The organism is Bacteroidales bacterium, assembly GCA_031275285.1.
In the GTDB taxonomy this organism is placed as follows: domain Bacteria; phylum Bacteroidota; class Bacteroidia; order Bacteroidales; family UBA4181; genus JAIRLS01.
On sequence record JAISOY010000111.1, the window covers coordinates 1 to 13655 of the forward strand.

The 13655-nt window shown below is 40.5% G+C and carries 10 protein-coding genes; 2 read left to right on the top strand and 8 right to left on the bottom strand.

From position 1 onward, the window contains the following. Both mtgA and LBQ60_11850 read left to right on the top strand, forming a co-directional pair. Positions 1 to 474: monofunctional biosynthetic peptidoglycan transglycosylase (mtgA, locus tag LBQ60_11845; GenBank protein ID MDR2038605.1), on the top strand; the 474-nt coding region annotated here is incomplete at its 5' end. A 197-nt stretch (positions 475 to 671) separates the two neighbouring features. Beyond that, on the top strand, positions 672 to 3383 hold the full coding sequence (locus tag LBQ60_11850; GenBank protein ID MDR2038606.1) for a DNA gyrase/topoisomerase IV subunit A: 2712 nt from the start codon (positions 672 to 674) through the stop codon (positions 3381 to 3383). 65 nt (positions 3384 to 3448) lie between these two features. On the opposite strand, the gene LBQ60_11855 is transcribed toward LBQ60_11850, so the two are convergent. From LBQ60_11855 to LBQ60_11890, 8 genes are all read right to left on the bottom strand, one after another. Further along, positions 3449 to 4351, bottom strand: a complete 903-nt coding sequence (locus LBQ60_11855) for a metallophosphoesterase (GenBank protein ID MDR2038607.1) — start codon at positions 4349 to 4351, stop codon at positions 3449 to 3451. A gap of 9 nt (positions 4352 to 4360) precedes the next feature. Then, positions 4361 to 5122, bottom strand: a complete 762-nt coding sequence (locus tag LBQ60_11860; GenBank protein MDR2038608.1) for a hypothetical protein — start codon at positions 5120 to 5122, stop codon at positions 4361 to 4363. Between the two features lie 404 nt (positions 5123 to 5526). Further along, a complete protein-coding gene (locus tag LBQ60_11865; GenBank protein MDR2038609.1) occupies positions 5527 to 6918 on the bottom strand; it encodes an ABC transporter permease in 1392 nt (463 codons plus the stop codon). A 29-nt stretch (positions 6919 to 6947) separates the two neighbouring features. After that, positions 6948 to 8501 (bottom strand): ABC transporter permease, encoded by a 1554-nt coding sequence (locus LBQ60_11870; GenBank protein MDR2038610.1) that lies wholly within the window; start codon positions 8499 to 8501, stop codon positions 6948 to 6950. Positions 8502 to 8526: 25 nt separating this feature from the next. Continuing rightward, positions 8527 to 9264, bottom strand: coding sequence for an ABC transporter ATP-binding protein (locus LBQ60_11875; GenBank protein MDR2038611.1), 738 nt, complete (start codon positions 9262 to 9264; stop codon positions 8527 to 8529). Between the two features lie 46 nt (positions 9265 to 9310). Next, positions 9311 to 10750: an ABC transporter permease gene (locus LBQ60_11880; protein MDR2038612.1), complete on the bottom strand. Its 1440-nt coding sequence runs from the start codon at positions 10748 to 10750 to the stop codon at positions 9311 to 9313. 21 nt (positions 10751 to 10771) lie between these two features. Further along, complete coding sequence (locus LBQ60_11885) at positions 10772 to 12205, bottom strand: ABC transporter permease (GenBank protein ID MDR2038613.1); 1434 nt, start codon at positions 12203 to 12205, stop codon at positions 10772 to 10774. 10 nt (positions 12206 to 12215) lie between these two features. Further along, positions 12216 to 13445: an ABC transporter permease gene (locus LBQ60_11890; GenBank protein ID MDR2038614.1), complete on the bottom strand. Its 1230-nt coding sequence runs from the start codon at positions 13443 to 13445 to the stop codon at positions 12216 to 12218. Positions 13446 to 13655: the final 210 nt, after the last annotated feature.

The window sequence follows — 13655 nt, forward strand, 5'->3', positions numbered from 1 at the left end:
GATGCTGTAGTAGCCAGTGAAGACAACAAATTTGTCAATCATCATGGTTTTGACTTCGGGGAAATGCGTGAAGCATACAGGAAAAATAAAACAGGTAAGCGATTGAGGGGAGCCAGTACCATTACCCAACAGATGTGTAAAAATGTCTTTTTATGGGAAGGACGTAGCTATACCCGTAAGATACTGGAAGCCTGGTACACCGTATGGGTGGAGTTGCTATGGGGTAAAAAACGCATAATGGAAGTTTACCTGAATGTGATAGAGATGGGGAAAGGAATATATGGTATCGGGGCTGCCGCACAGGTTTATTACCATAAGGAAGCATCTCAATTGTCCCGCGAGGAAGCGGCTATGATCGCAACGGTACTGCCTTCTCCCAGGAAGCGGAATCCTGTCCGTCCCGGTAATTATATGATTGAACGGCAGGCACAGATACTTTCATTGATGGATAAAATAGGACCTGTGAAATTGTAAGTCTTTACTGAAAGTTATCAACAATTTAAATACTTGAATATTAGCGTGATATCTGATTTTATGGCATGTTTTTCAGGTATCTGTCAATTGAAAATCTGTCAAATTCAACTTATCTTTGTCAGTTAGCGGATGAATAGGTTGTTTCGTCGAAGAACGCCCAATGAGTTTGCTTTTTAGCTTGATCAATAAAACTTAACATGTCGGACGAAAGGGACGAATTAGAAAACGAGAAAGAAGAGAATATTGAAGAATCGATCGATTCGATAGAGGACGCTTCTGAGAACGGGGAGTCAAAAGCTGGTAAATACGATGCTTTGCTCAATGTTGAAGAAGGTAAGACTCATCGTATCACAGGCATGTTTCGCGACTGGTTTCTGGATTATGCATCGTATGTGATCCTTGAACGTGCTGTGCCACATATCGAAGATGGCCTTAAGCCCGTACAGCGCCGTATTTTGCACGCCATGTTCCGTATGGATGACGGCCGTTTTAATAAGGTAGCCAATGTCATCGGGTTTACCATGCAGTTCCATCCGCACGGCGATGCTTCTATCGGCGATGCTTTGGTACAGCTGGGACAAAAGGAATTATTGATCGAAACACAGGGAAACTTCGGGAATATCCTTACCGGAGACAGGGCTGCTGCACCGCGTTATATCGAGGCACGTCTGTCTAAATTCGCATTGGAGGTGGCTTTTAACCCGAAAACGACGGAATGGATGGCCTCTTATGACGGAAGGAATAAGGAACCGGTGACGCTTCCGATGAAATTTCCTTTGTTATTGGCCCAGGGAGTAGAAGGGATCGCTGTCGGATTGGCTTCTAAAATTCTGCCGCACAATTTCAATGAACTGATCGACGCTTCCATTGCCCATCTGAAAAATGAACCGTTCGAACTGTTTCCTGACTTTCCTACCGGAGGTATGGCCGATTGTGCTGCATATAATGATGGTGCAAGAGGAGGAAGAGTAAAAGTCCGTGCCCGTATCAATAAAGTAGACAATAAAACCCTTGCGATCACAGAGATTCCTTTCGGAATGGATACTTCTAAACTGATCGAATCGATCGTAAAAGCAAATGATAAGGGAAAGATCAAGATCAAGAAAGTAGATGATAATACGGCGCAAAATGTCGAAATACTGATCCATTTAGCCAATGATGTATCTCCGGATATGACCATTGATGCACTGTATGCATTCACGGATTGTGAGTCATCCCTTTCTACCTATGCTTGTGTGATCAGGAGTGACCAACCGGTATTTTTCAGTGTATCGGATATTCTTCGCAGCAATACGGAACAGACCAAGGACCTGCTGCGTCAGGAACTGGAGATCCGGATGAATGAACTGGAAGAAGACTGGCATTATTCTTCGCTGGAAAAGATATTTTTTGAGCAACGTATTTACCGGGAACTGGAAAAAGACCAGGCTTCATGGGAAGATCAGTTGTCGGGTATCAATACCGCTTTTGATCCGTACCGTCCGTTATTGCGTCGTGAGATCAAACATGAGGATATTGTTAAGCTGACTGAAAAACCTGTACGGCGGATTTCCAAATTCGATATCAAAAAAGCGGAAGAACACATCAAAGGTGTGGAAGACGAGATGGAAAAGGTCAAAGACAACCTGAACAATCTGGTTCGTTACACCATTGATTATTATAAACGTATCAAGAAGAAATACGGGGCCGGCCGCGAACGTAAGACAGAACTGCGCAGTTTCGATACCATTGCCGTTACCCGTGTGGTAATTGCTAATGAGAAGTTGTATGTTAACTGGGAAGAAGGGTTTGTCGGTTATGGCATGAAAAAAGACCAGTACGTTTGCGATTGTTCGGATCTGGATGAGATCATTGTTGTCCGTAAGGATGGCTCCTATGTGGTGAGCAAAGTATCCGAAAAAGCATTCATGGGTAAGAACCTGCAATATGTGAATGTATTCCAGCGTAACGATAACCGGACGATATATAATATCGTATATCGTGACGGCCGTAACGGTCCCATCATGATCAAACGATGCGCTATTTCGGGTATTACCCGCGACCGGGAATACCACCTGACCAAAGGAGCTCCCGGTTCGCAGTTGTTATATTTCAGTGCCAATCCGAACGGTGAAGCCGAATTATTACGTGTGACCCTTAAGCCACGTCCGAGATTACGTAACCTGGTTATGGACGTGAATTTCGCAGATATTGCTATCAAGGGACGTGATGCACAGGGAAATATACTGACCCGTTATGCCATTCACAAGATCGCACTTAAGGAACGGGGTGCTTCAACACTCGGAGGAAAGCCCATCTGGTGGGATGCGGATGTCCAGCGTCTGAATGAAGATGGCAGGGGAACCCTATTGGGAGAGTTCAACCATAAGGATAAGATACTGATCGTTACGGAGGACGGTAATTACAGGATATCCGGGTTTGATGTATCCTTACATTTTGAAGACAATATCCGTCTGATTGAAAAATATGATTCTACAGCCATATATACTGCCGTTTATTATGATCCGGAGTCAAAATTCTGGTACCTGAAACGTTTCCCGTTCGAACAGTCGGTACAGCTTGCTTCATTCGTAGGAGACGGAGCACAACAGCTGAAATGTCTGAGCCGGGAGGTTCGCCCTCGTTTCCGTATTATTTTCGGGGGACATTCGAAGCATCGCCCTGAAGAGGTCATAATTGCCGACGAATTTATTGCAGTGAAGAGTATCCGGGCCAAAGGGAAACGCTTATCCACTTTCGAAGTAGCCAAGGTGGAAGAAATAGAGTCATTGCCGCCGACAGAACCTACGCCGGCGCAGGAAAATACTACTCCGCCTGATACCGATCCTACTACTCAGGTTGATCGTTTCCCGGATGTTAAATTTGAAGTGGAAGAAAGCAAGGCGGAACAGATGACTTTGGGATTGTAAAATAGGGCAGGTGAGGGGCTAATTCTGATTGTAAAAATACAAGTCTTTTCGTTACGGTTTTAAAATCAGTATTTTACTTTGCGATCGCTGATATGAGGAAAGATAGATTCTTTAGGATATGGTTTGTAATCATCATCAGTAGGTGGTTTCTTAAATTCCGTTTTTGTTCCCTTGATGCTAATGGTCCGTTCGTTATTGTTGAATGTCACCATTGCATAAATACCATCTTTTAATTCCAGGCTTTTCTTGAACCCGTAAGCACTGTTTACCGAGAAAAAATGAACTCCGTTTATCCGGTTGTAGTGGTCCAGATGATCATGTCCGGCAAAGCAGGCGATCACTTTTATTCCCGAACGGTTTGCTTCGTCAATGACCTTGCGTACTTTGGCCCTGTTAGGCACAGGATTGGATCCCCTGATCGTTATATCATCAAAGGTCTGATGTGAAAATATGATTACAGGCTTTTCAGTTTCCCTGATATCTTTCGCCAACCATTCCACCTGTTCAGGATTGATTAAATCCCTGTATTCCTTATCTATATAATAATTGGCATTTCCATGGTCGATAAATACCCCGTCTTTTTTGATGAAATTACAATCCAGAACGATAAAATGAAAATCGCCATTATCGAATGAATAATAATTTCCCGGCATTTCCTGTCTTTTCACCATTTCCTCTTTGGTAGAATAATCGAATTCATGATTACCCAGCACATGATATTTTTTCCCGGGATATTTTTCCCAGATGGCCAGCATTTCTTCGGTTTCCTCCTTTTTCCCGCTGGAAAGATCGCCTAACTGGATGATAAAATCCAGGTTTTCATCTTGTGCCTGATCGATAAATTCCTTCAGGCGTTCTTTTTCTCCGTGTACATCTGCAATAATGCCGATTTTTACGGTATTTTGCCCGTACATCTGGATGATTACCCCTAATATTAAGGTACATAAAACAAATCCGGCCTTTTTCATGGTTGCGATTTAAAATCTCCGTCCGAAGCAAGCCATCAGGCCAACTGACGAATAAATTGTTTCGCTGAATGATTCATGGTAATACCATGAATCATTGAAACCTTGAGCACCCTTCACACAAGGTCCTGCAGAAAGATACCATCCGTTTTTGAATCGTATACCCAGTAAAGTATTGAACCACCAACCCATAGAAAAATCATAAAATGTGTCGTTGGATAACCCGATCTGAAAGCCTGCAGAGAAGCTAATAAATGACCTTATATCTTTATCCGAAAAATCAATACGTGCTGTAGTATAGAACGGGAGATATACATAGGACTTTTCAAAATAGGATAGATACTCCACGTGGATACCTGTTCCCATGCCGAAAAAATACCGGTCCTTCAGCATAATTCCATGCGCTGTATTCAAAGAGGCGCCCAATGAAAAATAGTTATTATAGAAATCGTAACCGGGTGATATTCCGGCCTCAACCAATCCGGAATAACGGATCCTGGATGGCCTGTTGGTGAATTCTCCGGAAGAACTGACAGGCTGGTATTGATAGGTCTCTTCCGATCCGTCAGCATACCGGATCTGTTTTATTTCGCTTTTATGCACATTGTATACCGGACCGCTTAACTGGTCGAAATGCTTGAATGCTACCTTGTCATGTGTTGTTTCTACGATCAGTACATTTGACCGGGTACCATTTTTCCAGATGATCAGATCCTGGGCATTCATAGAGGCAAAGGTTCCGAAAATCAATAAGAGTTGAAAAATTCTTTTCATAGTTATTTTGATAAAAATCCGAATAACAAAAGTAAAGAAAATCACCTATTAAATAATTGATGATTGATAATTGAAAATTGATAATTTTAAGCCGCTCATATGGTGAACTAAGCCTAAGATCATGAGCGTCAGCGAGTAATTATGTAAATGAAATATGTGTAAATTTTTATTGGAATCTATATGAATAATACCATAAATTAAAGTCATGTTTAATAAACGTAATCAACTTGGTCAATGCGACTTAAAAACAATAAATAGCACTGAGTACTTAAATGCGATTTAGGATTGGAGTATTATTCTTATTGATAGACAGATACGAAAAAACCGGCAGTGATCTATTGAACAATTCGTTATTCCCGTATATAAACCGATCACTGCCAGTTGGATAAGTTAAAACATTGCTTTTATCTTACATCATATCGTTCAAACCGGAATATGGTAACCAAAAAGATAATACCCATGTAAGCAGACAGGATGGCTAAATATTTCAGGGTATCGGTCAATCGTTCACCAATACTGACATTGCTTTCTTTGTATTTGGGAATTTCCTCATAACTTACCGGTTTCTTGGTGGTGGAAAAATCTTCATAAGGATTATACCAATGCGGGCTATCCTGGTCTTTTGCATCCAGATCCTTGAACCATTGCTGGTATTGTATCTTAAAACTTTGCAGGTGGTCATAGTTTTTCTTCAACCTGCTGTAGCCACCATCCAGTAAGGCTTCTGTCCCGTATTCAAATACAGAAAGAGGGGAGATCCAAGTCCATAGCCGTATTTTTTCCAGTTGTTTGAATTGTTCATTACGGTGTTCGTTCAGGAAATCAGCCTGATTTTTCGCAAAAGCCATCATCATTTCCGCCCTAATTTTGTGCTGGGGGATAAAAGGATTTCCTCCGTTGGATGTCCATTTTCCGTCCGGAAAACTGGCTTCTATCTCTTTTCTTTTCTCTCCTATTTTCGTCCACATCACACTACTCTTTTCGATTGGGTACATATTCATACCGATGGTTTGCGAAAAATTGGGAATAGCAATCATAAATACCAGCCAAAAGGAAATGGAAAGCAACAGACTGACATGGGAATAACGGCATATTACAGAAGTCAGCATGCCTATGGCCACCATACTTCCTGTAAAAAAGATAACAAACAATAAAAACAATCCGATCTCTAGGAAGGTGTCGCCGGTGATGTTCACAGAAGGTGCTATTATCAGGATAGACAAAGCCAGTAATATGCCAATGAAAGCCAATAAAACCAGCATGATATTGATGGCTAAAAATTTACTGATCAGGATATGACTTCTTTTTATCGGATTGGACAGGCAGAGAGCGAGCGTACGTTTTTCCCGCTCACCCGAGATGACATCAAAAGAAAATATTACAGCCAGAAAACTGAACAATACCAATATGATAAATCCCCAGTTGATCCGGTCGGAAGGCAGAATGAAAGGATTACTTTTTGTACTGTTCGAATCGAATCCAATGGTATAAAATGCATTATACAATAAGGTGTTGGGCATATTGAGTTCACCACAATCCGAAATAAAACCGCTATTACGTGGCGGTAACTGATAGGACCACTGATTAGTAGCCACCTTGGACGCATTGGAGGCTACTTCCCGTAAGTGATGTTCCTGATAATTGGTCAACTCATGGTATTTTTTTGTGATCTCCTTATTTTCATTGATGTACGTTAATGATGAGGCGATAAACATAAGTACCGTAACAGATAAAGCGATGAAGAACCTTAATCCGTAAAGGAACTGTTGTAACTCATGAGTGATTAAATTTTTCATTTTTGATTGTTTTGCATGAATATAATGTACTATCTTATATCATATTTGATAAAAGAGATGAACGAAAACCAAAAGAACAGGATACATACCAATATCAAAGCCGTAAGAAGATATATCTGATTTTTCATGTCTACTGAAAATGTAGAAGGCACATAAGTAAACCGGGGCAGATCGGAAGTGTCCAGATATCCGAAAGAAGTAAAATCAAAAGTTGATTCCGGTTTTGCCGTTTCTTTCCAGGTTTGGGCATCCTGATCACCTTCTGTCCAGCTTTCGGGAAAATCCTCCTCTTTTTGAGGAGTAAAATAGGCATAAGACGAATAAATCTTATTCTGTATATAATATCCATAATAAATATCCTGGAAAGTACGTATCTGATTCATGAAATTCACTTCATCCTGTACCCCTGTATGGCAGAGGGATGCTGAAATTTGCTTAAGGATACCTGCCGGAGAAAGACTGGAAAAATAACGAACGGTTTTTTCCTGGCGATATAGCTGGTCCAGGTATGCGGCCTGCAATTGCCATTTTTTGTTACTGTTCTCCAACAATATGGGATTGATCAGTTCTTTCTTCCTTCTTTCATATTTCATGGTGGCAATAGGAGTGAAAAAGATCATATTGCCTCCATCCCAATCACCACCGGCACAAAAATTATAGCCGACATGGGTAAGGTGTTCGTCCCCCAATTTTTTCGAAATATCTTTATACTGCGTATTCCAGAATTCAGAGTCGATTTGCGCCGTGTTATATGTAAGATTTTTATAATCATCCGTTTTAGCTATATTTTTCCCTAAGTAAGAAGCAGCATTAGGCAAAAGGAAGAGTAAAAAACACCAGATGAAGACATTTATAATAATACTGGTCACAGAACTTTTGGCCCGGCTGGATATAAACCCTCCCAGAAAAACAAAAAAAGCGAAATAAACCAGGCTGATCAGGATCATCATCCCGATACGCCCGTAATCGTTCAATGTAAAATGAACGGAAGGTGAGAATATAATAATGATAAAAACTGCCAGAAAACAGATCAATAAAATAGGTAATAAAGTGAAGAAAATACCGGTAATTTTACCCAGAAAGAAGGTAGATCGGCTTAACGAATTGACCAGTGCCAGTTTCAGTGTCCCGTCTTCTTTTTCCCGCGATAGCATATCGTATGAAAACAATATACCTAAAAGGGAGAAAAGGATGGTCAGTGCCGTAACAAAATCAAGCGACAGGAAATTACCCATAAAAGGATTTTCGTTCAGGGAGACAATGCCGGATGAAAATACCGGTTTTTCTTTCCTGTCCAGTTGGACTTTCGAACCGGTTTGCTCGGAAATTCCTTTGCTGAAAATACTTAACGGAGAAACCGGCTTGACAATAATAGGATCTACCTGGGCATAAATCTGGGACTTCTGGTAAACATCTTCCGCCGATTTCATATCGGTTTCGTATTGTGTTAACCTGTTCTCATAGGTTTTGATCCCTGTATATACAGAATACGGTATCAGTAGCAGGCATAATACTAATCCGACTATAAATCCGGAAGTAACGATATTATTCCAGAACTCTTTTTTTGCGATCAACCAAATCATATATTTTCCTATAAGTTGAAAATAATTATTTTTCGACGGTCTCTGCCGACATAACAGCTTCCTGCATATAATCCAGATAAATCCGTTCCAGATCGTCCTGTAGGAATTGTTCACGTGTCCGTATCATGACCAGACGCCCTTCTTTCATGATCCCTACCCGGTCTGCCACTACTTTGGCCCTGAAAATATCATGGGTACACATCAGGATAGATTTACCCTGGTCCCGTAATTGCAATAACAGTTGCATCAACTCGGATGCCGATTTGGGATCGAGCCCGGAGGTCGGTTCATCCAGCAGGATATTGGAGGCATCCTTAATGATGGCAATGGCCAATCCCACTTTTTGACGCATCCCTTTTGAGAAGGTCTTCAATTTCTTTTCAAAGGCCTCTTCCTGTAAACCGACATTACGCATCACCGTGTAATAATCGTTCTTTGTCAGGTTTGTTTTACCGCCCAGCTTGGCGAAAAAATCAACATTCTGCCTTGCAGTAAAGTTTCCGTAAAGCATTACATTTTCAGATACATAGGATACGTTCTTTTTCGTTTCCAAAGGTTCTTTCATCACATCGATCCCATCTACCAGTGCCTGCCCTGAAGTAGGCTCGATAAAATTCAGGAAAAGATTGATCGTGGTGGTTTTACCGGCACCATTTGCACCCAGTAAGAAGAATACTTCTCCCGGTTTGATCTCAAGATTCAAAGCATCTAATGCTAACTGACCATCTTCATAGCGTTTGGTTAAATCAACGGCTTGTAACATATTATTTAAATTTAATGGTTTTTTACTAATAAAATATATAATCAGCTTACCGTACATCGAAACGCAGGAAGCTGGCAAATGCCCCGACAAAAAACAAGATACAGTAAAAGAACAGCAACAGGATATCTATCCAGTTCTGCCGTACAGTTTGCGATACATCCAGATATTTATAATGATCCAGTACAGGGATCTGAAAATTGTCTGAAAAGCCTGAAGGTATAGAAGTTGATGTGGAGGATCCGTATTGTGAATAGTAAATTTTATGTTCAATTTTATCATATAGAATTTGTTTGATCATCTCCTGATATTGTTTTGCCTGTTCCTGAAAATTATTTGCTTCCGAGTATCCTGTCCCTGAAAATTCTGCCATCAGGTTATTGGTGGAATTAATAATGGATAAACTGGAAATAGCTTTGGCGATTTTGTTTTGCTTGTCGCATCGTATTTTATAATCAATAGTAAGTTTATTGATTTCATCAACTATCCGTTCCTCATATTTCTTACGAATAGGAATCACTTCTTTGTCATATTCTTTGTTTAGATCATTAGAACTGGATATACCTTCCGATTTGGGTTGGAATTGTATACGTAGCTTCTCATACAATTCCCGCTCTTCTTTTATTTGCTCATTTGTAAAATTCTTGTACAATAATGTCTTTTTTGCATCAAAAACACTGGTGGATTCTACCGGTGCAATGGCTTCACTGATGATCGGACTTACTTTGGGAACTACCAATCCGATAATGATCCATATTAACAGTAAGATATTGATGGATAATGTTGAATTTTTAGCAAAAGCTGATATCCACAGGCCAAGATTAAACAAAGCAAACAGGAATAACATGCTGATGCCGATCATGATCAGCACCGACGGGAACAATTGTGCCGAAAAGATGGGGATTAGTCCTGAAAGGTATACCACCAGTAAGGCCAGTAACAAAGAGAGAAGAAACGGGATGGAAAATACGATATAATTTCCCAATAATTTTGAGATCAATACCTGGCGGCGCAATACGGGATTGGAAAATACCAACCGGAAAATTCCACTTTCCTTATCCCCTGAAATGGCGCTGAAGGTAAAGACCAGGGCAAGAATGGATAAAACAAAGACCACGATGAAGGCGAAATCTATTTTACCCAGTAGATCCTGTTTGTTGTCCGGTTTGGCATATTCGATCTTATACTGTCCGTCCCTGGATGTAATTACTTTATTCGGCATTTTTTCATCCAATCCCCGGGAAAAGATACTTAAAGGAGAAGGGGGATGAACTCCTTCGGCAGCAAAAAAAGCATCGGCTCCGTTTTTTGACTGCTGGTCCTTATAGGTCTGAATTTCCTGCTGGTAATCGGATACTCTTTGAGAATAATTCTTTACCGATACATAAAAACTCAATGGAATAATACAGATACACAGCAACAAAACCACCCAAAACCTGAAATCGATGATGGCTGTTTGTATCTCTTTTATAAGTAATGTTTTAAACATATTCTGGATATTTATTTATAATTACCGGACATCATATTTTCTGAAGTTGATATAAGCGATGACCAGAAAAATAACATTGAACCCGACGAGAATCAACCAATAAAAACGTGTAGCGGCAAATTTTGATCTGACCGGCTCTTCCTGATAGTTAAACAGAGGACGGTTACTGAGGTCTAAAAAGGAATCATAACCAAATAAAGGATTTTTTCCTTTTTCTTCGGCGATCCTTTTATCGATAAAATCCCAGATGATCGTACTGTATTCACTGGCTTGTTGTTTGTCATGTTTTGTTTTGTGCAGCCCTGTTCCGGTGATGTCGGTAGCTATATACACAAAGCAGGCATAAGGACTTATGGCGGCTATATTTTTAGCAATGGCTACCTGTTTTTCCGATCTGGTAGTGATATCCGCTCTGATTCTGTCTGCTTTTTCTCCCTGTATCCTGTTCGCATTATTCCATATATCATCTATTTCTTTTTGTATTTGTTGATACACCTTCTTTAGCGCAGGATTTTGTTCCAGATAAATCATGATTTCATCTTCATCCATTTCTTCCATCAATGATATTTCTTCATGGTATTGAAGCAAATATTTTTCCATGGCTTCTTTTTCCAACCTATTTCCTAACTGATCCCTTTCCACCCCTTCGATCCTTTTAATTTCTTTTTCGGCACTGTTGACAGATGGAACTTTATATAATTGTGCGGCAAAATACGGGCTTATATTGGGTATCACCAGTATAAACAGCACCCATATAAATAAAGATACCAGCATGGATATGGTCGAGTTTTTGGTAATGCCGGATATGCATAAACCGATCAGGTAAAAAATAGATATGAACAGCAGCGATGCCAATACAAACAAGGCAAAGCATCCCCAATGATACATGCTCCACTGGATCACCGGAGAGATGGAAATATAAATTGAAATAAGCAGGACAGCAGCGATAAACGGGATGCAGATACAGATGATACCCCCCAGCCATTTGCCCGTTAAAAGTAATATTCGGGGGACCGGATTGGATAAGATAAGCCGTAACGTTCCCTCTTCCGTTTCCCCTGATATGGCATTGTATGAGAATAAGATGGCCAATAAACTCATCAGGATACTGACGATGATAATGATATCAAAGGGAGGGAAAAGCGTATCCAACGGATTATTGTTGTAGTTTTTTATTTCAGTGTTCTGTTCTATACCCAATACAACCGGATGAAACTTAGATGGCGGTATCTGTGGAACGACCATTCCGCTTAATCTGTTCTCATGTGCAAACTCACTGATGGCTATATTCTGCTCATGGATGCGTTGGTAGTAATCAGTTACTTCATCTTTGTAATGGGAGGTAAGTATAATGACACATATCAGAGATACTATAACTACCAGTAGTGAGCCTACGGTAAACCTCAGGTTACGTATATTATCAGATATTTCCTTATATATAATTGTTTTTAGCATGGCGTTGGTTTTATCGTAAATCGTATTTCATGAAGAAAGCATATGCTCCTGTGAAAAGCAATGCTATGAAAAACAATAGAATAGCGTATGATGTGATATTTTGACTCAATACTTCCGTCAACTTTGTCCGTTGGTACGAAAAGACAGGGAAATCACCCGTCAGGTTTCCATCGGAATCGCTGGGGGCGTCTTTTACCGTGTTGTAGTATTCCCACACATGGTTTTTCAGTCTATTCTGATCATCGATACCGGTACCCATGATGTTGCTGGCAACCAATGTGAAGATCCCGGAAGGAGAACATTTTGCGATGGTTTCCGATATCTTTATCTGTTTGTTCTGTTCGATCTGAAAAGCCATGGTCAATTGTTCCCATCCGAAATCCATTTTCCCTTCGCTTTTGTTATTGACTTTATTAAACACGGCTTTTCTCCATGCCATGTTTTGCTGGAACTGAAGCTGTTCAATGGATTTTGTTTTTATGATCTGTTTGCTAAGGCTGTTTCCTAAATTAGGGACAACAAAAACGATCATGGTCCAGAAAAATAATGAAAGGATAAGGGACGTGACCGATCTGGCCGTCAAGCATGAAATAAAAAGGCCTAAAGTAAAAAATATACCCAGGTAAAGGATACTCGTGAGTATAAATGTACCTATTTTACCATAATCGGCCCATGTAAATTGAACCATAGGTAAAAGACTGACAACGGCAATAGAGAACAGGCATACAATCAATATAGGGACAATAAAGCTGGTAAATCCTCCCAACCATTTTGCAAACAATAATGCCGGCCGTTTTACAGGGTTGGATAAGATGAGCTTTAGTGTTCCGTTTTCTTTTTCGCGGGTGATCATATCGTATGCCATCAGTATAGCACATAAGGACAGGACTATTTTTATAATGTATAACAGATCAGGTGTAGTGAACAGTTTAAAAAGCCTGTTTACCGCTTGTTGGCTGCTTCCCATGCTGATACCCAAAAAATCTATTTCGTAGGAACGGCATAAATTCTCGTCCAGGCCTTTTACAAAAACGGATAAGGGGGTAGGAGGAATAATGGCTGTCGCTTCCTTTCCTTCAGGCCGGAGAACCAGGTAATTCTCTACCCGGGAACAATAATCCCTGTACATGGTGAAAATACTTGTTCCAATCACTAATACCGATAACGCCAGTATGATCCCGTAACGGAAATTATAAAGATTGTCAAGTATTTCTTTTTTGAAAAGGAATGGAAAATTCATGATCCGTATTTGTATTAGTAGATGTTCATAATTAGTTCACATATATCATATTTTATGTTCCTCTGCTCAAACAATGGTGTTACACCTGGAGGGCCTGACCTTCCGGAAGCGGGCACCAGTCCTGCAAAGTGAAGGGGCAAGCCGGAAGCTGTCTGAGCCGTAAGGCGAACTTAGCGGAGCGATCTCACCGAAGGTAGTTCTTCCGGCGTC

Bases quoted from the DNA above. Each gene is read 5' to 3' on its own strand.
- LBQ60_11880 (MDR2038612.1), bottom strand. From the start codon at position 10,750: ATGTTTAAAACATTACTTATAAAAGAGATACAAACAGCCATCATCGAT.
- LBQ60_11860 (MDR2038608.1), bottom strand. From the start codon at position 5,122: ATGAAAAGAATTTTTCAACTCTTATTGATTTTCGGAACCTTTGCCTCT.
- LBQ60_11885 (MDR2038613.1), bottom strand. From the start codon at position 12,205: ATGCTAAAAACAATTATATATAAGGAAATATCTGATAATATACGTAAC.
- LBQ60_11850 (MDR2038606.1), top strand. From the start codon at position 672: ATGTCGGACGAAAGGGACGAATTAGAAAACGAGAAAGAAGAGAATATT.
- LBQ60_11890 (MDR2038614.1), bottom strand. From the start codon at position 13,445: ATGAATTTTCCATTCCTTTTCAAAAAAGAAATACTTGACAATCTTTAT.
- LBQ60_11865 (MDR2038609.1), bottom strand. From the start codon at position 6,918: ATGAAAAATTTAATCACTCATGAGTTACAACAGTTCCTTTACGGATTA.
- LBQ60_11875 (MDR2038611.1), bottom strand. From the start codon at position 9,264: ATGTTACAAGCCGTTGATTTAACCAAACGCTATGAAGATGGTCAGTTA.
- LBQ60_11855 (MDR2038607.1), bottom strand. From the start codon at position 4,351: ATGAAAAAGGCCGGATTTGTTTTATGTACCTTAATATTAGGGGTAATC.
- LBQ60_11870 (MDR2038610.1), bottom strand. From the start codon at position 8,501: ATGATTTGGTTGATCGCAAAAAAAGAGTTCTGGAATAATATCGTTACT.